The organism is Flagellimonas oceanensis (assembly GCF_003992595.1).
GTDB classification, from domain to species: domain Bacteria; phylum Bacteroidota; class Bacteroidia; order Flavobacteriales; family Flavobacteriaceae; genus Flagellimonas; species Flagellimonas oceanensis.
Window position 1 is genome coordinate 231117 of sequence record NZ_RZNA01000003.1, and the last position, 22415, is coordinate 253531.

The 22415-nt window shown below is 43.8% G+C and carries 19 protein-coding genes; 9 read left to right on the forward strand and 10 right to left on the reverse strand.

Features of this window, described 5'->3' with window-relative positions:
* Window positions 1-2 precede the first annotated feature (2 nt).
* Window positions 3-467, reverse strand: coding sequence for an ASCH domain-containing protein (locus EO132_RS01135; protein WP_127136202.1), 465 nt, complete (start codon window positions 465-467; stop codon window positions 3-5).
* A gap of 162 nt (window positions 468-629) precedes the next feature.
* On the opposite strand from EO132_RS01135, the gene EO132_RS01140 reads away from it, so the two are divergent.
* From EO132_RS01140 to nadD, 6 genes are all read left to right on the forward strand, one after another.
* Entirely contained in the window at window positions 630-1682 is a 1053-nt protein-coding gene (locus EO132_RS01140) for a sugar phosphate isomerase/epimerase family protein (protein WP_127136203.1), read from the forward strand.
* Window positions 1679-2425: a 3-keto-disaccharide hydrolase gene (locus EO132_RS01145; RefSeq protein WP_127136204.1), complete on the forward strand. Its 747-nt coding sequence runs from the start codon at window positions 1679-1681 to the stop codon at window positions 2423-2425. Before EO132_RS01140 ends, EO132_RS01145 begins: the two co-directional genes overlap by 4 nt.
* 55 nt (window positions 2426-2480) lie before the next feature.
* Window positions 2481-3182 carry a 3-keto-disaccharide hydrolase gene (locus EO132_RS01150; RefSeq protein ID WP_417935833.1) on the forward strand — a complete coding sequence of 234 codons (702 nt, stop codon included), beginning with the start codon at window positions 2481-2483 and terminating at the stop codon, window positions 3180-3182.
* An 85-nt stretch (window positions 3183-3267) separates the two neighbouring features.
* A complete protein-coding gene (locus tag EO132_RS01155) occupies window positions 3268-4125 on the forward strand; it encodes a YicC/YloC family endoribonuclease (RefSeq protein ID WP_127136206.1) in 858 nt (285 codons plus the stop codon).
* Complete coding sequence (gene gmk / locus EO132_RS01160) at window positions 4122-4718, forward strand: guanylate kinase (protein WP_127136207.1); 597 nt, start codon at window positions 4122-4124, stop codon at window positions 4716-4718. The genes EO132_RS01155 and gmk overlap by 4 nt, the downstream gene beginning before the upstream one ends.
* Before the next feature lie 3 nt (window positions 4719-4721).
* Complete coding sequence (nadD, locus tag EO132_RS01165) at window positions 4722-5306, forward strand: nicotinate (nicotinamide) nucleotide adenylyltransferase (protein WP_127136208.1); 585 nt, start codon at window positions 4722-4724, stop codon at window positions 5304-5306.
* 40 nt (window positions 5307-5346) lie between these two features.
* Here nadD and EO132_RS01170 read toward each other — a convergent pair whose 3' ends face one another.
* A complete protein-coding gene (locus tag EO132_RS01170; protein ID WP_127136209.1) occupies window positions 5347-7641 on the reverse strand; it encodes an inorganic phosphate transporter in 2295 nt (764 codons plus the stop codon).
* Between the two features lie 72 nt (window positions 7642-7713).
* Window positions 7714-8928, reverse strand: coding sequence for a porin (locus EO132_RS01175; protein WP_127136210.1), 1215 nt, complete (start codon window positions 8926-8928; stop codon window positions 7714-7716).
* A 302-nt stretch (window positions 8929-9230) separates the two neighbouring features.
* On the opposite strand from EO132_RS01175, the gene dgt reads away from it, so the two are divergent.
* On the forward strand, window positions 9231-10589 hold the full coding sequence (gene dgt, locus EO132_RS01180; RefSeq protein ID WP_127136211.1) for a dGTP triphosphohydrolase: 1359 nt from the start codon (window positions 9231-9233) through the stop codon (window positions 10587-10589).
* On the opposite strand, the gene EO132_RS01185 is transcribed toward dgt, so the two are convergent.
* Complete coding sequence (locus EO132_RS01185; protein WP_127136212.1) at window positions 10586-11644, reverse strand: DUF3078 domain-containing protein; 1059 nt, start codon at window positions 11642-11644, stop codon at window positions 10586-10588. The genes dgt and EO132_RS01185 overlap by 4 nt on opposite strands.
* The gene (gene dxs, locus EO132_RS01190) at window positions 11635-13413 is read right to left on the reverse strand and encodes a 1-deoxy-D-xylulose-5-phosphate synthase (RefSeq protein WP_127136213.1); all 1779 of its coding nucleotides are present in this window, start codon (window positions 13411-13413) and stop codon (window positions 11635-11637) included. Before dxs ends, EO132_RS01185 begins: the two co-directional genes overlap by 10 nt.
* An 84-nt stretch (window positions 13414-13497) precedes the next feature.
* Here dxs and EO132_RS01195 point away from each other — a divergent pair, with 84 nt between their 5' ends.
* Window positions 13498-13947 (forward strand): nucleoside deaminase, encoded by a 450-nt coding sequence (locus tag EO132_RS01195; RefSeq protein WP_127136302.1) that lies wholly within the window; start codon window positions 13498-13500, stop codon window positions 13945-13947.
* 54 nt (window positions 13948-14001) lie between these two features.
* Here EO132_RS01195 and EO132_RS01200 read toward each other — a convergent pair whose 3' ends face one another.
* The 4 genes from EO132_RS01200 to aspS all read right to left on the reverse strand — a co-directional run bounded on the left by EO132_RS01200 (window position 14002) and on the right by aspS (window position 18125).
* Window positions 14002-14196: a cold-shock protein gene (locus EO132_RS01200; RefSeq protein ID WP_127136214.1), complete on the reverse strand. Its 195-nt coding sequence runs from the start codon at window positions 14194-14196 to the stop codon at window positions 14002-14004.
* 83 nt (window positions 14197-14279) lie between these two features.
* Window positions 14280-14543 (reverse strand): hypothetical protein, encoded by a 264-nt coding sequence (locus tag EO132_RS01205; protein WP_127136215.1) that lies wholly within the window; start codon window positions 14541-14543, stop codon window positions 14280-14282.
* Window positions 14540-16330 carry a chloride channel protein gene (locus EO132_RS01210; RefSeq protein WP_127136216.1) on the reverse strand — a complete coding sequence of 597 codons (1791 nt, stop codon included), beginning with the start codon at window positions 16328-16330 and terminating at the stop codon, window positions 14540-14542. Before EO132_RS01210 ends, EO132_RS01205 begins: the two co-directional genes overlap by 4 nt.
* A 46-nt stretch (window positions 16331-16376) precedes the next feature.
* Window positions 16377-18125, reverse strand: coding sequence for an aspartate--tRNA ligase (gene aspS / locus EO132_RS01215; protein ID WP_127136217.1), 1749 nt, complete (start codon window positions 18123-18125; stop codon window positions 16377-16379).
* A 365-nt stretch (window positions 18126-18490) separates the two neighbouring features.
* Here aspS and EO132_RS01220 point away from each other — a divergent pair, with 365 nt between their 5' ends.
* Window positions 18491-18841 (forward strand): toxin-antitoxin system YwqK family antitoxin, encoded by a 351-nt coding sequence (locus tag EO132_RS01220; protein ID WP_127136218.1) that lies wholly within the window; start codon window positions 18491-18493, stop codon window positions 18839-18841.
* Window positions 18842-18914: 73 nt separating this feature from the next.
* Here EO132_RS01220 and EO132_RS01225 read toward each other — a convergent pair whose 3' ends face one another.
* A complete protein-coding gene (locus EO132_RS01225; RefSeq protein WP_127136219.1) occupies window positions 18915-22412 on the reverse strand; it encodes an efflux RND transporter permease subunit in 3498 nt (1165 codons plus the stop codon).
* Window positions 22413-22415 lie beyond the last annotated feature (3 nt).

The window sequence follows — 22415 nt, forward strand, 5'->3', positions numbered from 1 at the left end:
CATTATTTTTTATGAAGCATCTCGAACTCTTCGAACACCACGATCATACTTTCCTTGGGTGTCTTGCCAAACTTAGCAAGTTCATGGGTATAATAGTCCCAATGTGTTTTTTTCCAATGTTCCAGGCTTTTGTCGCCCTCCCCTTCCAAACGGGCATGCGCTTCCCGAACGCTAAAATAGGGAAGAAGTTTTACCGCAGTGGTGCGTATGACGCATTTGGCATGTCCCTCCCAATCGGTAACCACATAGAAATCCCCGATTTTGGGCAAAGCTTCATTACGTAGTTGCAATCCTTGTAAAGAATGGCTAGTGGCCCTTTTGGTCTCTTTGCAGACCAAATCGGCGCATAAGTTGGCGTCTTTTTCATTATCACAGAAATGAATGACCTTGGGTGCATCTTGGGAAGCAAATTCTAAATGGGCGTCCAAAAAATCACCCCACAGATTTCGGGCAGAAGCATTTTCCATAAGTAGTATTTAAAAAAAAACTGTAAGCTGTATTAATTGTTAACGAATCGCTATATTTATATCTTACCACATGAGACGTAAAAATAGCATAGTTTTTTTCTTAAATATAGAAGATAAATCCCAATTCAATTGGGATTTCCTAATTTCTTAAAATTAAATATAATGAAGACAATTAAAGGACCAGCAGTGTTCTTAGCACAATTTGTGGACAGTCAAGCCCCGTTCAATACTTTGGACGGAATGTGTAAATGGGCCTCAGACCTGGGGTACAAGGGAATTCAGATACCCACTTGGGAATCCTTTCTCATCGATTTGGACAAAGCGGCGGAAAGCCAGGATTATTGCGATGAGCTGAAAGGAAAAGTTAATTCCTACGGCCTGGAAATAACCGAACTGTCCACGCATTTGCAAGGACAATTGGTGGCGGTACACCCAGCTTATGATATCATGTTCGATAACTTTGCACCCGAAGCATTGCACGGGAAGCCAAAGGAGCGAACCAAATGGGCCATCGAAACTGTAAAAAAAGCGGCAACTGCGAGCCGTAGATTGGGACTTGATGTACATGCTACCTTTTCCGGTTCTTTACTTTGGCATACCGCTCACCCATGGCCACAGCGTCCAGCAGGTTTGGTGGAGATGGGCTTTGAGGAGTTGGCCAAACGTTGGATGCCCATCCTGAACCATTTTGATGAACAGGGAGTCGATGTATGCTACGAGATTCATCCAGGCGAAGACCTTCATGATGGCGATACGTTTGAACGCTTTTTGGAAGCAACGGGAAATCATAAAAGGGTAAATATCCTTTACGATCCCAGCCACTTTGTGCTGCAACAATTGGACTACATTGAATACATAGATTTTTATCACGAATTCATCAAATCGTTTCACGTAAAGGATTCAGAGTTCAACCCAACCGGAAAAAAAGGAGCCTTTGGCGGTTACAACGATTGGGGAGATAGAGCAGGCAGGTACCGTTCCTTGGGGGATGGTCAAATAGACTTTAAGACCATCTTTTCCAAACTGACCCAATACGGATGTGATGTTTGGGCCGTAATGGAATGGGAATGCTGCATCAAAAGCCCGGAACAAGGCGCACGCGAAGGAGCCAAATTCATTCAAGACCACATTATAGAAGCAACCACCAAAACTTTCGATGATTTTGCCGGTGCGGATATTGACAAACAAAAACTAAAAAACATATTAGGATTATGAGAAAACCATTGCTGTTCGTAGCCCTTGCCGTTGCATTTGCGTGTAAGGACAAACCAAAAGAAAACAAAGAAGAGACCGAGGATGAAATAATAGAGGTCGTTGAGGAAACCACATCGGAGTGGACGACCCTGTTCGACGGTACAAGCTTTGATGGCTGGCACATGTACAATGGCGGAGAGGTCACAGAACCTTGGACGTTGGAAGATGGGGCCATGGTACTTTACCCACCGGAGGAAAGGCCCGAAGGTGCCAATTACAACCTGGTAACCGATGAAGAGTTTACCGATTTTGTGCTTACCATGGATTGGAAAATTGCCGAAGGCGGTAACAGTGGCTTCTTTTGGGGAGTAAAAGAAGATGAAAAATATGGACAGCCCTATGTCACGGGACCTGAAATCCAAGTTTTGGATGATGAAAGGCACCCTGATGCGCAAAATGGCGAGGACCGTTTAGCAGGTGCGCTGTACGATATCATCCCCCCATCCGAAGATGTAGTGAAGCCTGCAGGAGAATGGAATTCGGTCGAATTGATGATCAATCATAAAACCAACGAGGGACATGTGGTTTTGAACGGAACCAAAATAGTGGAGTTTCCAGTACAAGGGCCCGAATGGGAAGCGTTGGTAGCCAATTCAAAATTTGCCGATTGGGAAGATTTTGCCGCTTTTAAAACAGGTAAAATCGGATTGCAAGACCATGGCAATGAGGTAGCCTTCAGAAACATTAAAATCAAAGAATTGTAGCATGTCAAAATTAACAAGCAAACTATTGGCTTTGTCACTGCTTTTTGTCGGATTTATGTCCGCTCAAGAAGTTGAGCCCACCAAGCCGGAACAAACAGAATTTTACAAACCCGTACCGCCAAAAGTAACCCCAGGAGAAGATGGGGCGCCACCAAGTGATGCCATTGTACTTTTTGATGGAACATCGTTGGACAATTGGATCAGTACCGCAGATAGTACTGCTGCCAAATGGATCTTGAACGATGACGGCAGCATGACCGTTAAAAACAGGACTGGAGACATTCAGACGAAACAGAACTTTGGAAGTATCCAGCTTCATATCGAGTGGAAATCACCAGCAGAAGTGCAGCAAGAAGGCCAGCATAGGGCCAATAGCGGTGTGTTCTTGAACGGTTTGTACGAAGTTCAGGTGTTGGACAATAACGATAACGACACCTATGTCAACGGACAAGTAGGGTCCATTTACAAACAGCACGTACCCTTGGCCATGGCCTCAGTGCCCACTGGAGAATGGAATACGTACGATATCATTTATCATGCACCCGAGTTCGAAAAAGGTCAGAAAGTGAAATCGGGAACCTTGACAGTGATTCACAATGGTGTATTGGTTCAAGATCATGTGGAAATCAAAGGAACAACGCCATATATCGGTTGGCCTAAAAATCCACCACACGGAAAAGGACCGTTGAGACTTCAGGATCATGGCGATAACAGTCGGGTCAGTTATAGAAATATTTGGGTCAGGGAGTTGAAATAGCTCCCTTTATCCCATTTGGAAATAGAAATACCCTAGGGGCCAGAAACCTATTTTGGTTACCTTTGGCAAAATTTATCATATCTATATGATTCAATCCATGACAGGCTTTGGGAAGCATGTAGTACAGCTTCCCTCCAAGAAAATTACCATTGAGTTGAAATCGCTCAACAGCAAGAATTTGGATATCAATGCCAGACTGCCCCAATTTTACAGGGAAAAGGAACTTGAGCTCCGTAAAATCATTGCGGCTGCCTTGAATAGGGGTAAGGTGGATTTTAACCTTTATGTGGAAATAACAGGAGAGGAAACCACGGCAGAGGTAAATACTGGAGTGGTAAAAAACTACATGGAACAGTTGGCCGAAATTGCCAAAGGGGATGATATCAAGTTGTTGGAAATGGCTCTACGGATGCCTGATACCCTTAAAACCGACAAGGATGAAATAGATGAAGAGGAATACAAGGCGATTACAGATGCCCTGAACGAAGCCCTGGCTAAAATGGTCGAGTTCCGGAATGAAGAAGGAAAGGTCCTGGAGGAGGATTTTGTGGCCAGGTTGAATAATCTCAACGAACTTTTGGAAGCGGTTAAAACCATGGACCCTGAACGTTTGGGAACAGTACGCGAGCGTTTGGAAAAAGCGGTTGCGGATTTGAAAATCGAACTGGATGCCAATAGGTTTGAGCAAGAACTCATCTATTATTTGGAGAAATACGACATTACAGAAGAAAAAGTGCGTTTGGCGAACCACTTAAAGTATTTTGAAACCACTTTGAACTCGACTGAATCCAACGGAAAGAAACTAGGGTTCATTTCCCAAGAAATCGGTAGGGAAATCAATACCATCGGTTCCAAGGCCAATTATGCACCCATGCAGCAATTGGTGGTGCAAATGAAAGACGAACTCGAAAAGATCAAGGAACAAATGCTCAATGTGCTATGACGGAAGGCGGTAAACTTATTATTTTCTCGGCACCTTCGGGCAGTGGTAAAACCACCATTGTAAAACACCTATTGAATCAACCTGAATTGAATTTGGCATTCTCCATATCAGCTACCTCACGCCCACGTAGGGGAAAGGAAAAGAATGGGGTCAATTACTATTTCATGTCCGTTTCACAATTTAAAAGGCATATCAAGGACGGTGACTTTCTGGAGTGGGAAGAAGTGTACCGGGATAATTTTTATGGCACTTTGAAGAGTGAGGTGGAACGGCTCTGGGCAGAAGGAAAAAATGTGATTTTTGATATTGATGTTTCAGGCGGACTGCGCATCAAAAAGAAGTTTCCCGAAAAAACATTGGCCGTTTTTGTAAAGCCACCAAGTGTGGATGAGCTCAAAATCAGACTGAAAAAGAGAAGTACCGAGAGCGACGATAAAATCAACATGAGGATTGCCAAGGCATCTGTGGAATTGGCCACCGCCCCACAGTTTGATAAGATCATCAAAAACTACGACCTCGATGTAGCTTTGGAGGAGGCCCATAAATTGGTCGCCGACTTCGTTGGGGCCAAGATACCTCCAAAAGAAGACTGAAATATGAAAAAGGTAGGGCTCTTTTTTGGGACCTTCAACCCGATACACATAGGCCATTTGGTCATAGCGAACCATTTGGTGGAGTTTTCCGATTTGGACGAGGTCTGGTTCGTCATTACCCCGCAAAGTCCATTTAAGGTAAAGCAATCACTGTTGGACGACAATCATCGCTATCAGATGGTGTTCGAAGCCGTACAGGACTATCCCAAGTTAAAACCGAGCAAGATAGAGTTCGATTTGCCCCAGCCCAACTATACCTCCAACACACTTGCCCATCTGGATGAAAAGTATGGACAAGACCATCAATTTTCACTGATTATGGGGGAGGATAACCTGAAAGGTTTCCACAAATGGAAAAACTATGAAGCCCTTTTGGAAAACTACTCAATTCATGTGTACCCTCGGATTTCCGATGGCACAATAGACCATCAATTTAACGGACACCCAAAGATCACGAAGGTGGATGCGCCGATCATGGAAATATCATCCACTTTTATACGCAAAGCACATAAAAAGGGTAAGAACATTCGCCCATTGCTCCCGCATGCCGTTTGGAAGTATATGGACGAAATGAATTTTTACCGATAGAAGCGTCTATCCTTGATTTAGATGTATGATCACACGCTAACTAATCCTTTTCTATCGTAGCGGGGGCCACAGTACTATCGTGTTCACGATAATATTGTTCCAAAAGGTTCATCATCGCAGTAATTAGATCTCTTGTTTCAAGCAAAATCGAGAAATACAAGGTGGTGTTTTTTGGACTGGATTCTTCGGTCCTTGTTCTTGAGACTTGGATGTCGATTTTTTGTGAGACCAGATCATATAACTCTTGTTTCGAATCCAAAATGGCTCCTATTTGCTCAAAAGACCGTTCTTCAAATGCTTTTTGGGTGCCATTGAAGATCTCTTCCAACTTATTGTCGATTTCCTTTAGCTCTTTGATTTGGTTGTACTTAAGCTTTTTGTGGTTATTGTGCACATGATTATGGCTAACCTTTCCGATATATTCCAATGATTGGGACATATCCGTTAGGTGGCCCATGATATTGATGTAGAAATTACTGGCACCAATGTGGGCCTCTTCCAAATTCTTGATGAAATAAAAGGTATGTTCCCTTAAATCCTCTATCTCAGAGGCAAGCTTCTTGCCCTGCTTTTTATTTTTCTTCAAGGAATCCAAATCGTGTTTGGCAAGCCCATTAATGGAGTTGGTGTAGATTTTATTGCTTCGTTTTATCACATTGGCAATGTTGGCCGCACTCTCCTCGATAACCCCTTGTATGGAACTGCTCTCGGCCCTTCTCAAACGATCTTCAACCTTTATTTCCTTTGACTTTTTATTATAGGAGATATAGTTTCTTACCAAAAGGAGAACGGCGGCAAATAGCAATATTGCAATTGCAGCACCTTTACCAAAACTGATAAGGGATAAAATAACTCCCGAGGCTATAAAGGCAATGATCGCAGTGCTGAACCAACCTGCAATTACGTTAAGTACACCTGCTACACGGTAAACCGCACTTTCCGCACCCCAGGCCCTATCTGCCAAGGAAGTGCCCATGGCCACCATAAAAGTCACATAGGTTGTGGAGAGCGGTAATTTGTACGATGTGGCAATTGAGATCAAGATGCCGGCAACCATCAAGTTTACAGATGCTCTAATCATATCAAAAGCAGGTAGTTGAAGCACCTTGTCCTTGGATAGGTTTACCGTTGGTTTTTCAAATCGCATGTTGATTTGTCTTTGCAATGATGCGGGCGCGGCCTGGGATACCCAGGTGGAAAGACTTATGGAAAATCTAACCAAACTTCTGGACAAAAAGTTGGGTTGAAACTTTTCATTGGCCTCGCCTTCACGGGAAAGGTTTATCTCTGTATCGGCGACGTACCTTGCTTTTTTCGACAACCATAGTGTTGCCACCATGATCATACCGGAAAGGAACAACAATAGGGTGGGGGTTTCCACCTTAGTGGCCAATATCCCCATGCTGAACTCTGAGGCGGCCACTCCAGAGCCGACCCACGCTTGGTACGATTGCCATGCTGCGATGGGCACACCGATAAAGTTGACCAAGTCGTTTCCCGCGAAGGCAAGCGCAAGGGCAAAGGTTCCCACGCCAATGATTACCTTGTATATGTTCACATTGGCAAATTGTATCAATGCATAGGAAGCAATGGACCAAAAGGCGAAATTTATAAACCCTACCTTGTATATTTCCGTCTCCAAAAATTCTTTTATGGTAATTCCCCCGATGAAACCATAAGTCTGGTCGGCAAAAGGAGTTCCCTTGATGCCCTTCAATAAGATGAAATAGGAGATTGCGGAAAGGGCTATTCCAGCAAAAACAGCTCCAATCCATTTGGCCTTTTTCTGGTATTGGTATGACAAAAGAAGTCTTGAGACCCATTGGACAACCGCACCGATGGTAAAAGCTATTACAACCGACGATAGAATGCCGACAATGATCTCAATGGCCTTGTCCGTATTGATATAGTTGACAACATCGGAGAAATTGCCATTGGTTTTCGCGATTTTTAGGATGGCCATGGCCACAGCTGCACCCAAAAGGTTGAAAACTATGGAAACTGTGGTGGATGTGGGCATTCCCAAGGTGTTGAAGAAATCCAACAACAAAATGTCCGTAATCATCACGGCCATAAAAATGAACATGATCTCATCGAAGTAAAACTCGCCAGGGTTGAAAATGCCTTTCCTTGCAACTTCCATTAGACCACTTGAGAATATGGCACCAAATGCGATGCCAACACTGGCAACGATCATTATGGTCTTGAATGATATGGCCTTGGAGCCTATGGCAGAGTTCAAAAAATTAACCGCATCATTACTTACACCAACAACAAGGTCGGCTATCGCTAAAATGCCCAAGGCGACCAAAATCAAAAAATAAATGTTGTCCATAAATTAAAATTCAAAAAAATTTTTCAAATATCTAGAGAATGCCTTTTTATTAGGTTATGTTAAGGTTATGTTTTAAAAGTGCACGTCCACCTGTAAACGATAAATTAATGTATCGAACCCCTCAACTTTGTTCAAATAGCTCAAATCGGTTTGCACTTTTAGTTTGTGGCCCACAATATATTTCGATAGCCCTGCGGTATATTGTGTTTCTGGATTTTTTCCAGTGATATCGTGGTCCAGTTTTATATGGGTATATCTCGCTGAAACTTCCCAATTGTTTTTGAAAAGATAGCCGGATTGAAGGTTAAGCCCATTCCCCACTTGTACAACAGCTCCTGTTTCGGTATTGTCCGAGTGCACGGCTATTGGATTGTCAGCATCACGATAAGCATATTCCCCCATGAAGGAAAAACCATTGTACTTAAACATCAAATCCATAAAAAAGGTGGAAATGTTGGTTTTGTGGAACCCTGTGTCATTGAACATATACTTGCCCATATTGCTCCGTGTTTTTACCGCATTGTTGTTTAGGTCGTATGTGACTCCAAACATTAACTTGGGGGTCTCTTCCCGGTCCAAGTCGCCAGCCTTATAATCCCCTTTTTTGGTAAACTTTCCAAATGGCAATAGTTCCAGTCTTGTGGTATATTGGTGTCCACCTAAATTACCTTCGGTAACATTCCTTCCTTCTCCCTGTGAAAGGGCGAATTTTTCCCGAACCAAGAATCCATTGCCCAGATAAAAGTGGTGCCTAAGTTGAAACCCCATGTCCCTATCAATGTTGAAATTGCTGTTCAAAAGCGACCGGTCTACCTGTTGAAGGTTACCTGATGAGATGACCCTCTCGATATTGCCAGGTAATTTTGTCTGTCCGAACCAAAGTTCAAAGTTTTGGTAAAAGTTCCACATTACCACCGCATCCAAAATGTACCTTGGCGTGTTCCCCGTAAATTCCGAGCTCCCTGAAATGTCCCTGTTGGACAGCCCAAGCTCTATTTTATACTTTAATTTAGGGGAATAGGCGAAACCATTGAATTTAAGTCGAGCCCGTCTGACCAAAAAATTTTGTTCGGAATCGACCAAGTTGTTCTTCGCATCATCAGTCCAACTGAAATTGGACAATAGCTGTATCCTTAACCCCATTTTCATGGACCAAGTGCTATCTCTCCCAACCATGTTCAGTAATCCATTGCCAAACTTTGTCGGGGATATTTCTTGCGTATAGGAAAATTGTGTGCAAACGAATAGAAAGAAAGACCCCAGAAGGGCTAACTTTTTGATGTCCATTACGGTACTAGTTTTTGTCGCTGCAAATAACCGTACCCAATGTTAAGATAACATTTCCTGTATGTTATCTTATGTATGTTATTTTATAAAAATGGCTACCTTTTTAAGGGTAGCCATCAGATTTCAAAGAATAGTCGACAAAAACTAATATCCGTATAGAAATCTGTGCCAAAAATGGACCATGGAAATTTCTTTACTGTAATTTTAAGTTTAAGTAATTATTAAGCATTGTTTGATGAGCAGGTGCTTGGTTTTCTTGGTGTTTACCAAAGCTTAGGCGTATATTGCACCAATAGTTGAATATGAACTGGGAGCAATTACTTTCTTTAAAACGACATGGGGATACCGGAAAACGGTTACGAAAGGAACAGAACGAGACCCGCCTTGGGTTCGAAGTGGACTACGACCGGATTGTCTTTTCGTCCGCCTTTAGGAGTTTACAGGACAAGACCCAAGTATTTCCCATGCCCATTGCCGTGGGTTCACAGAAGAATTTTGTACATACCCGACTGACCCATAGTATGGAAGTTTCTGTAGTGGGAAGAAGCTTGGGGCGTATTGCAGGCCAACAGATTTTGACCAAATATCCGTTTTTGTCCGAGGTCCATGGGCATCATTTCAACGATTTTGGTGCTATCGTGGCCGCTGCAGCGCTGGCCCACGATATTGGGAACCCTCCATTCGGGCACAGTGGGGAAAAGGCTATCGGGAATTATTTCAGACAAGGTAAAGGGAAATTCCATGAAGATGCCCTTACCCCGGAAGAATACCAAGACCTGATCGACTTTGAAGGCAATGCCAACGGTTTCAAGCTTTTGACCGAATCCAGGGAAGGAGTACCGGGGGGATTACGCTTGAGCTACGCCACTTTGGGTGCGTTTATAAAATACCCGAAAGGGTCTTTGCCCAAAAAGCCGTCCAAGAACATAGCCGATAAAAAGTTTGGGTTTTTTCAGTCTGAAAAAGAGTTTTTCAAGGAACTCGTGGAAGAAATTGGCTTGTTGCCCAATCCGAATCATCCGGAAACTGGATTTTTGAGACATCCTTTGACCTATTTGGTCGAGGCCGCAGATGATATTTGCTATACCATCATCGATTTTGAGGATGGCATCAATTTGGGATTGATACCTGAAGAGTATGCCTTGGAATATCTCATCAATTTGGTAAAGGATAATATCAATACCAAAAAATACAGTGCCATGACCACCTCGAGCGACCGGTTGAGTTATTTGAGGGCGCTTGCCATCAGTACCTTGATAGGTGATGCAGTGGATGTTTTTGTGAAGAACGAAGAAAAGATTCTTAAGGGCGGGTTCGATGCATCGTTGCTTGACAAGGGGAAGTATACGGCACAGGTGGAGGATATCATCAAATTGAGTGTGGAGAAAATTTATCAATCCACAGAGGTAATCGATAAAGAATTGGCAGGATACCGAATCATTTCGGATTTGTTGGAGATGTTCACTTCTGCCCTGATCAATGTAAAGGAGGGGAGTGATACCAATTATGACCGATTGCTCATCAAAAGCTTACCTGAAAACTATAGGGATACGGATACCTCGATCTATAAAATATTGTTGAACACCAGTTGTTTTGTAGCTAGTCTATCCGATAGTGCAGCAGTGCACATCCATGATAAATTAACGGGGCGAAATATCTAAAATGAGTAGAGTAGTCCCACCCCGAGCAACTGTTTGAACTGTATTTTGGCCACACCAGGATTGATTACCGTGCCGTCCTCAGCAAGCTCCTCATCGAACTTGATATCATCATCAAAGATGATGTGGGTACCGATGCTGGCATTGAGATATTCGTTTACCTTAAGGTTGAAATTCAATTCCCAGTCCACATCTATGTTCCCGAAACTACGTACATAATCGGTGTATAGATTCAGGCGGTGGTTCATGAGTACATTCCTCGCAATTTCGGTCTCCCAAGTATTGGTGATCAAAAAACCAAGTTCCAAAAACACCCTTTTGCCTTCTTCCACACCAAATGCCCCTTGATTGGACAGTACTTCATCCAAAACAAAAGTGGATTTCATCGTGGCCGGTGAGATATATAGATTGAATTGGTCTTTAGGGGGAAGGTAGGAGGTACCGACACCGACAAACAAATATCCTGGCGCCATGAACCTCGAAATCGGTGTTTCCCGGTCAGGATATTTATAACCATTGGAAAACTGGGTTCTTATATTGGCCTTTACCGAATAGTACCAATTGGTAATGGTGTCTTTTCTAAAACTGAGGGTGGTGGACAATCGAATCTGGTCGTCCGTTTTCCGAAGCTTTCGTCCCTCCTGTGCGTTGAGTCCGTACCTGAGTTGTGCCTCATTGTTCCAACTTAAATAGCGAAACTTATAATTTCGGGTAAAATCGGCGCTCGCAAGTGCCGATACTGAGTTATCCCCCCCTGCGTTCCAGTTGACAAAGGAAACCTCGCTGATGTTAAGTCCAAATCTGTTGACTTTTTTCCAAAACGATGTGGGCTTGAACCTTTTGTACCAAACACTCAAAGGCTTTACCCTGTTCAATACGGTACGGGGATCGGTCAATTTTGCATTTCTCGTAAGGTATTTGAGCTTTACATCTTTGATGCGGATGATTTTAAAGTCGCCATCGGTACTATCGATTTCAAAAGCTTTTAATTGCGTTATCTGGGCATTGGCAGATAGAAAAACGGTAAGGAATAGAATTAAAAAACAATTTATTCGCATTGGTTCAAGGTTGATTGTATATATGAATGTATGGTATCAAAATCTATACCAGCCAGTTTATGGGTCTCTGGGATTGTTCCGTGTTCCACAAATTTATCGGGCACTCCGAATATTTCAATAGGTTTCGATATTCCCTCTTCGTTGGCGAATTCCAAAACCGCAGACCCAAAACCACCTGTTTTAGTACCATCCTCCACGGTTATGATGTGCTTGTACTGGCCAAAAATAGCACGTAGGGCATTTTTATCCAACGGTTTTACAAAGCGCATGTCGTAATGCCCGACTTTTTCGGGGGCATCTAATTGTTTGATGAGTTTTTCAACATCATTTCCTATATGGCCAATGGTAAGCACGGCGATTTCAGAACCCTCCTTCAAACATCGGGAAGTTCCTATTTTGATGGACTCAACATCATTCCTCCAATCAATGGTCACACCTCGCCCTCTCGGATACCGTATGGCGATGGGCCCGTCCAGTCCCCATTGGGCAGTGTACATGATGTTTCGAAGTTCCATCTCGTTCATCGGGGCAAAAATAATGAGGTTGGGAATGCACCGCAAAAAGGCCATGTCGAAAACTCCATGGTGCGTGGGTCCATCCTGTCCTACCAGACCCGCTCTGTCCAAACAAAAAACGACGGGAAGTTGCTGTAGGGCCACATCATGTACGACCTGATCGTAGGCCCGCTGTAAAAAGGTGGAGTAAATATTGCAGAACGGGACCAAACCCTGTGTGGCCATTCCAGCGGCCAATGTAACTGCATGCTGCTCGGCGATGCCCACATCGAATGCACGGTCGGGCATTTGGTCCATCATGAATTTAAGGGAACTACCGCTGGGCATGGCCGGGGTAATCCCTACGATTTTTTCATTTTTCTTGGCCAATTCCACGATGGTATGACCAAATACATCTTGGTATTTCGGTGGTTGGACTTGCCCCGTTTTCTCAAATCGCTCCCCTGTGGTTTTATCAAACTTCCCTGGGGCATGGTAGACGACTTGGTCTTCCTCGGCCTGTTTTAGCCCTTTTCCTTTTGTGGTGATGATGTGGAGCAGTTTAGGTCCATCGACACCTTTCAAGCGTTCCAATTCTGCCACCAGGGCTTTTATATCATGACCATCAATTGGACCGGAATAGTTGAGATTGAGGCATTCAAAAATATTTTCGTCCTTGGCCGTGCCCAACTTTACATTGGTAAGGTATTTTTTTAATGCTCCAACACTGGGGTCAATTCCAATGGCATTGTCGTTAAGCACAATCAATGCGTTGACATTGGTCACGCCCAGATGGTTGAGTCCTTCAAAAGCCATTCCACTGGCCATGGAAGCATCACCCACTACGGCAATATGTTGTTTGGAAAGATTTCCCTTGAGTTTGGAAGCCATGGCCATACCCAATATGGCCGAGATGGCAGTGGAGCTGTGTCCCGTTCCAAAATCGTCGTACTCGCTTTCACTACGTTTGGGAAAACCACTTATACCGCCCAATTGTCGGTTGGTTTCAAAAATTTCCTTGCGACCTGTCAGGATCTTATGACCGTAGGCCTGGTGGCCCACATCCCAGATGAGTTTATCTGTGGGTGTATTGAACACATAATGCAGGGCGATGGTAAGTTCCACAACACCCAAGCTGGCGCCTAAATGGCCTTCTTTGGTGGAAACAATATCGATGATGAATTCCCGTAGTTCCTGGGCAAGTTTAGGCAACTCGTCCAGGCTCAATTTTTTGAGGTCTTCGGGGGATTCGATATGTGTTAAAAGTCTTTCCAATGATTAAAAAAACAAAAGTATCGATTCTCCCTAAAATTATTTTATGTGTAGCTTAGCAATCTGTTGAAAAATGCCATAAAAATCGTGGAGAACCCCTTTGATGACAACTATTTTATGAAGAAGGCCATGCAAGAGGCGGAAATGGCCTTTGAAAATGGTGAGGTACCTGTTGGTGCTGTCATTGTGGTGAACAACAGAATCATTGGGAGGGCCCATAACCTTACAGAGCGTTTGAAGGATGTTACGGCCCATGCCGAAATGCAGGCGATTACCGCTGCGTCCAACTTTTTGGGTGGGAAATACCTCCAAGGTTGTACGTTATACGTTACTTTGGAACCTTGCCAAATGTGTGCAGGCGCATTGTACTGGAGTCAAATTTCGAGAGTGGTCTACGGGGCGGCTGACCTAGAACGGGGGTTTAATGTGATGGGGGGACACTTGCACCCCAAAACGGAAGTGGTTGGCGGTGTAATGGAAAAGGAGGCTTCAGAACTGCTGAAACGATTCTTTATCCAACGTAGGAACTTAAACTAAACAAAAAACCCCGGCATTGCCGAGGTTTTCAAATCAAATCAAAATAAAATATTGTTATCCGATTACCTGCACTTGAGCGGCAACCACTCCTTTTCTTCCTTCTTCTTCGATGTATTCTACTTTGTCGCCTTCGTTCAATTCCACTCCGTTCAATGCTGTAACATGAACAAAGATGTCTTTTCCTGTGTCGTCGTTTGTAATGAATCCATATCCTTTGGAATCATTGAAAAATTTTACTGTACCAGTCATTAAAAAATAAATAAAATGTTAAAATACGAATGTAACTTTTTTTACGGCTGCTTGAGTGAAATGAACTTTAAATCTTATGAAAATTATTGATTTTCAGTCTTTTCACGCTCTTTTTCTTGCATTTTCTTAATATTTTCCTTGGTTAACATGTAATCTTTCATATTTTTTACCTTGCTTTCTTTCCAAAGGAAAAGTGGCATGGCCACCAAAAAGAGTCCTACGGTGCCTCCGCCAATGTATTTTGGGGCATTGGGATGTTCTTCCTCCAAGGATAGTCCATAAAATATCGAACCAAGGGAGGCGAGCATGATGAGGAAGACAATATACTTGAGTTTGAATTTTTTCATTGGGTATAGTTTATCAGTTCCCTTCGATAGGCTGTGAGCAATTTGGATTTGGACACAAAGCCTTCATATTTGCCATTTTTGAGAACGGGAAGGTTCCAGGCACCACTGTCCTGGAATTTACGCATGACATCCGACATCTTATCGCTTTTTAGTTCAATGGTGCTCGGAGGGGTTTGCATAACATCGGTTGCCGTTACTTTTTCATACAGGGATTGGTCGAACATAATGGGACGGATATCATCCATTAGGATGATTCCCAAAAGAGCACCGCTTTTTTCACTGACAACGGGAAATATGTTTCTTTTTGAATTGGTCACTGCCTTGTGCAGAATCTCGCCCAATGTCATTTTTGGGTATACGGGGACAAAGTTTTTTTCTATTACCTTGTCAATTTCCATGAACATAAGGACTGCATGGTCTTTATTATGGGTTATCAGTTCGCCCTTACGGGCCAATTGCATGGCATAAACGGAGTGCGGATGTGCATATCGTGTTATGGCATAGGAAATAGCTGCCGTGAGCATCAATGGAATGAACAGTTCGTACCCCCCCGTCACTTCCGCAATCAAGAAAATAGCTGTCAATGGGGCGTGCATCACCCCTGCCATAAGCCCCGTCATTCCAACCAGGGTGAAATTACTTTCAGAAACCACATTCTTGAAAATGCCGATATGGTTGATGAACTTGGCCACGCAATTGCCCATAAGGCTCCCCATAAAAAGGGTCGGTGCAAAAATCCCCCCAACACCTCCAGCTCCGAATGTAAAGGCACTCGCCACCACTTTAAAAGCAACCAAGCCCGCTAAAAGTATGATTACGACCCACATATTGTCGAGGTCCATATTGAAAATATTGTTACCAAGTACTGCATTGGTGTTTCCCTGTACAAGGTTGTTCATGGTATCAAACCCCTCACCGTAAAGAGGAGGTACCAAAAACAGCAATATCCCTATGCCGACACCCCCCAACAAAAGCCTCTGGACGGGAGATGAGATTTTATCAAAAAAATTTTGGATTCTTGTGTATGCTTCATAAAAATAAATGGATGTAATCCCTCCAATGACTCCGAGAACCATATAGAAGGGAACATCGGCAATGGTAAATGCATCTACGATCTTAAAAGGCAATAGCGCATCGTTCCCAAAAAAGAAATAGGAAGTGATGATGGCGGATAGGGATGCAAGTAGCAGTGGGAGCAGGGATGCAAGTGTCAAATCCAAGCTGAAGACTTCAATGGCAAACACTATTGCTGCGATAGGGGCCTTGAAAATTGATGACAGGGCCCCGGCTGAGGCGCAACTGATCAGCAAGATCCTAGTGGCATGGTTCAGGTGGAGCGTTTTGGCAATATTGGAACTAATGGCGGCCCCTGTTGCCACCGTTGGTCCTTCCAGCCCCACAGATCCACCAAAACCCACGGTTATGGGCGCTGTGAACAAAGATCCCCACATTTGATGCCTGCTCATGATACCTTTTCTTTTGGAAATGGCGTAAAGTGTGGAGGGAATGCCATGGCTGACCTTTTTTCGAATTATGTACTTGATGATCAAGCTTACCAGTACCAGCCCAATAATGGGAAATAGAAAGTAGAAGGCATGGTGGTAATATTGTACCAGCTTGCCCTCCATCAGATGCTGGAAAAAGTGGGTAAGGTTTTTTAAAAGGACGGCACCGACCCCAGAGGTAAAGCCGACCAATATGCTGAGTATGGCCACAAACTGCCTATGGGAAATGTGTTTGGCCCTCCAAATCAAAAATTTTGTCAACCAAGATTTCTTGTGTCCCATAACTGAAAACATTGAAAATCCCGCTAATGGGCGGGATTTCATCATATCATAGATCCAATTTCAAATGGAGTTCTTTTAGCTGCTCTGCATCAATATGGGCGGGAGCATCGATCATAACGTCACGTCCACTGTTGTTTTTAGGGAACGCAATGTAGTCTCGAATGGTTTCCTGTCCTCCTAAAATAGCCACCAATCTGTCCAATCCAAAGGCAATGCCACCGTGGGGAGGGGCCCCGTATTGGAAGGCATCCATCAAAAAGCCGAATTGTGCCTTGGCCTCTTCCGGGGTAAAGCCCAAATGCTTGAACATGGTCGCTTGGGTCCCTTTGTCATAGATCCTTATGGAACCTCCGCCGATTTCATTTCCATTCAATACCAAATCGTATGCATTGGCTTTTACCTCGCCGGGTTTTGTGTCCAACAGTTCTAACTGACCGGGTTTTGGAGAGGTAAATGGATGGTGCATGGCATGGTATTTTCCTGTTTCCCCGTCCAATTCCAACAAAGGGAAGTCCACTACCCATAGCGGAGCAAATTCATGTGCTTTTCTGAGCCCCAAACGGGTTGCCAATTCCATGCGCAATGCGCTCAATTGCGCACGGGTTTCGTTGGTGTTTCCAGAAAGCACGCAGATAAGGTCGCCTTGTTGTGCTCCGGTTACCTTGGCCCATTTGGCCAAATCTTCCTGATCGTAGAACTTGTCCACGGAAGATTTGTAGGTGCCGTCTTCGTTGCACTTTACATAAACCATTCCCTTGGCACCCACTTGGGGACGTTTTACCCAATCTATTAGTTTATCAATCTCTTTTCGAGTATATGAAGCAGCTCCTGGGACGGCAATACCGACTACCAATTCCGCCGAATTGAACACATTGAAATCCTTGTGTTGTGCCACTTCGTTCAGTTCGCCGAACCACATACCAAATCGGATATCGGGTTTATCGTTTCCGTACAATCTCATGGCATCATCGTAGGTCATGCGAGGGAATTCATCAACTTCCACACCTTTGATCTCTTTTAAAAGATGTTTGGTCAAACCTTCAAAAGTGTTTAGAATATCTTCTTGCTCCACAAACGCCATTTCGCAATCTATTTGGGTAAACTCAGGCTGACGGTCGGCGCGGAGATCTTCGTCCCTAAAACACTTGACGATTTGGAAATATTTGTCCATTCCCCCCACCATCAACAATTGTTTAAAGGTCTGCGGGGATTGGGGTAGGGCGTAGAACTGCCCTTCGTTCATTCGGCTGGGCACCAAAAAGTCCCTTGCTCCCTCGGGAGTGGATTTGATCAAATATGGGGTTTCAATATCGATGAAACCTTGGTCGGACAGATACTTTCTGACCTCCATGGTCACCTTATGTCTAAAGATGAGTTTGTTCTTGACGGGATTTCTTCGAATGTCCAGATAACGATATTTCATCCGGATGTCTTCCCCGCCATCGGTCTCATCTTCAATGGTAAAGGGAGGTAGGAGGGAGTTGTTCAAAATAGTGAGCTCGGTCACAAGAACCTCTATTTCGCCTGTAGGGATGTTTGGGTTTTTGGAAGCACGTTCGATGACCTCTCCCTTGGCTTGGATAACCGTTTCACGACCCAGTTCACGGGCTTGTTCCAGAAGGTCTTTGGATGTGCGTTCTTGGTCAAACACCAGTTGGGTAATGCCATAGCGGTCGCGTAGGTCGACCCAGGCCACAAAACCTTTGTCGCGGACCTTGTGCACCCATCCACTTAAAATAACTTCTGACCCTATATCCGATGCCCTTAATGCACCACAAGTATTGCTTCTGTACATGATGTTTGTTATGAGAGCGCAAATTTAATAGGAATACGGGTATTTTTTAGGAGATATGTCCATTTTCTGTATTTCCATCTTATTTGAATCAAGGAAGGGTGGCTTGATTTGTTTATAGATAACGTTAAATTAACATTGAGGTAATGTTTTAGATGATTTTCAATGGATAAAGTTCATGAAATCCCCGTTAAAACTGATGAAACAATCAATTTAGTAAATATTTAACTACCTGAAAACAAGTTAATTGAATATTTAAAGTTAATTTAATGTAAACTAAATGTTATGTAAATGTGTGATTAATGTAAAATTTAAGTAACTTTGTTACGTTATCATTTGATAATAACAATATTAAAATCCCATACAGTATGAAAAAAGCAGTATTATTTTTGGCGGTGATGTTTGCGGTAACTGTATCTGCTCAAGATACCGAACCGACCTTTGAAAAAATGGGAAAAATGGTGAAAGCCACTTATTTTCACGACAATGGCGAAATTGCCCAAACAGGTTATATGTTGAACGGAAAGTTGCATGGCGATTGGGAAATGTTCAATGTTGAAGGTAAAAAAATTGCCACCGGCCAATACGAAAACGGACAAAAGACCGGGAAGTGGTTCTTTTGGCAGAATGATGGATTGAACGAAGTGGACTTTACGGACAACCGTATTGTACAAGTAAAAAATTGGAACCAAGGCGATGCCGTTACGGTAAACCAATAAGTTAAAATCAGTGTTTAAGAAAAAGCCCCGACCATTTTGGTCGGGGCTTTTTTGTTTGATATGATGAAAACTCCTATTCTTCCGTCACTACCTCTGGGGTTTGATGTCCAGTTTGCCACTTTTTGATCCTGATCTTAAGTCTATAACTAATGTTGAATAGAACAGGAACAATGATCAGGGTCAAGAAGGTGGCCACAATCAGGCCAAATATGACCGTCCAGGCCAGTGGTCCCCAAAAGATGACATTGTCACCTCCCATATAGATCTGTGGGTCGAAATCGGAGAATAGACCCACAAAGTTGATGTTAAGTCCAATGGCAAGGGGAATCAATCCCAAAACAGTGGTAATCGCGGTCAATAGAACTGGACGTAAACGCGCCTTACCTCCTTTGATGATGGCATCGGTGACATCTTCGTTACTCAAAAGGTCATCATCGGAAATGCCCAGGTTCACCTTTTTACGGTCAATCAGGATTTGGGTATAGTCCAAGAGCACCACTCCATTATTTACCACGATACCTGCCAATGATATAATACCCATCATGGTCATCATGATCACAAATGGCCATCCAGTTACGATCAGACCACCGAATACCCCGATAAAACTCAAGAAAATGGCCATCATAATGATGGTAGGTTTGGAAATACCACCAAATTGAAAGATCAAAATCAGCATAATCAGTCCGAGACCCAAAAAGAATGCACTGATCAAAAACGACATTTGTTTGTTCTGCTCCTCGATCTGACCGGTGTAATCGATGTTGACTCCTTGTGGCAGACCTTTGAATTCTTGCATTTCCTCTTGGATTTGAGCCACAATGGCAGCAGCATCGGTAAACCCGGGTTTTAATGCGGAATACACGGTTACCACACGTTTGGTATCCACGTGTTTGATGGCGCTGAAGGATGAGGTGTTCTTTTTATCGGCTACGGCAGATACGGGGATTTCCTTGATCTGACCATTTGATGGGTCCCTGAAAATGATTTTCTGGTTGAACAAGGCACTCGTATTGTACCTTAAATCCTCATTGAAACGAACATTGATATCGTAATCCTCGCCCTCTTTTTTGTAAATACCTGCTTTATCACCAAATATGGATCTTCGCAGTTGCTGACCTACCTGGCCCACGGAAACACCCAACTCACCAGCTTTCGCACGGTCTACCTCGACCTGCATGCCGGGTTTGCTCTTGTTCACATCGATTTTGAGCTCTTCGATACCTGCAATGTTCTTGCTGTTGATGTAGTTGCGCATACGTTCCGCTGTATTGATCAAGGTATCATAGTTTTGCCCTTCGATTTCAATATTGATGGGGTAACCAGCGGGTGGTCCTACGGCATCTTTTTCAACCGATATGGTAACACCCGGATAGACGCCGGATAAGGTGTCCTGAATCTGTTGGCGAAGCTCTTCGGTATCCAATCCATTCCTGTATTTGTATTCGCGCATGGATAAAGTTATCTTACCACGATGTGGCATTTCCGCTGCCGAGCCTCCTTCAGTAAATGGATTTTCGGCACCTTTGCCTACTTGGGATACACTGGATTGTACCAAATAATTGTAATCCCCATTGTTGTATTTGCTCCTTCCGGTCACACCATATACCCTGCCCTCGATATCCTTGGTAATAACGTTGGTCTTGTCTATGTCGGTTCCCTGTGGATATTCTATGTACACATAGATTTCATTGGGTGTATTGTCCGGGAAGAATTCCACTTTGGTACGTTGTGTTCCCAAGGATATTCCAAAGAAAACAAAGGCCAATATCAATAACAGAGAGGTAAGTCCGGCATACCAATACACATTTTTTCCTCGGAGCGCCTTTTTCAGTTGTCCTTCGTAAAAGTTCTCCAATCGAACCAAACTCTTGGTCTGGAAACGACGCGCGGACGGTTTTAGGAAATACTTATAGATCCAGAACATACCGGCCACTACGATCATTAGTGTTCCAAGCCCGCGAACAGGTCCTCCCACAAAATAGATGAACAGGCCAAAGCCGCACAGAATGATGCTCAGTCGTATCAATTGTTTTCTGGTCAGCTCTTTTTCCCCGATCTGCATAAACTGTGATACCAACATGGAGTTCATGAAGATGGCCACGAACAATGAGGAACCAAGCACTACGGATAGTGTGATGGGGAACAAGATCATGAAGTTGCCCATGATACCGGGCCATGCACCCAAGGGCACAAATGCGGCCACGGTGGTAGCCGTGGATATGATAATGGGTATGGCTATTTCGCCAATACCTTTTTTGGCTGCTTCTTTACGTGACATGCCTTCCTGTTCCATCAGGCGATACACGTTCTCGACCACAACAACCCCATTGTCCACCAGCATTCCCAGTCCCATGATGAGTCCGAAAAGGATCATGGTGTTCAGGGTATAGCCAATGGCCGATAGAATCATAAAGGACATGAACATCGACATGGGTATGGCGAAACCTACGAAAAGAGCGTTTCTAAAGCCCAAGAAGAACATCAAAACGGTCACTACAAGGATGATCCCGAAGATGATGTTGTTCACCAGATCGTCCACTTGGTTCAAAGTCCTGCTCGAGGAATCATTTGCAATGGACACGGTTAAATCTGGGGGAAAGTGGTTCTCCTTGGCATCGTCCACTAGATCACGAATCATATCGGCGGCCTCAATGGTGTTCTTTCCAGATCGCTTTTTTATGTCCAACATGACCACGGGAGAGCCGTGTTCCCTAGCATAGGTGGTCTTATCCTCCTCTTTAAAGGATACAGAGGCAATATCACGCAGATAAATGGCCCCATTCTCGGATTTGACCACAAAGTTTTCGAGTTCGGACGGCTTGTCTATCTCGCCAATGATACGGATGGTCCTTCGTTGGCCGCTAGTGATCAAATTACCCGCGGACATGGTCATGTTCCCATTCGAAATAGCTTGGATAACATCATCAAAACTGACCCTGGAGGCCATCATTTTATATACATCCACCGCAACTTCAACCTCTTTCTCTTGTGCGCCTCGGATATCAACCTCTTTTATTTGGGGAAGATCCTCGATCTCATCCTCCAAATATTCGGCATAGTCCTTTAACTTTTCAACGGGATAATCCCCAGTAAGGTTTACGTTCATGATCGGGAACGATTCGGCCAAGTTGAGATCGAACACATTGGGTTCCACCTTGGCCCCATTGAAAATCGGCCAATCTTCCCCGGCTTTCTCGGTATCCACTTCGTCCTTTACCTTTTGCTTGGCATTTTCAACCGAGATTTCTTCGTCGAACTCCACGATGATCATGGAATAATCTTCCTGGGAGGTCGAGGTGATCTCGACTACGTTGCTTATGTTTTTGAGGACATCCTCCAGAGGATCGGTAATAAGTCGTTCCATATCTTCAGCGGTATTGCCGGGATATACAGAGCTTATATATATTTTGGTTTCCTCCACTTCGGGAAAATCCTCCCTGGGCATGGCAAAATAGGAAGACAGACCTATGATGAAGAACAGTCCGATCATCACATAGATCACCGACGGATTGGCAATGGCCCATGAAGAAAGCCGAAATTCTTTATTTGCGTTCTTTTTAGCTTTTTCCATTGT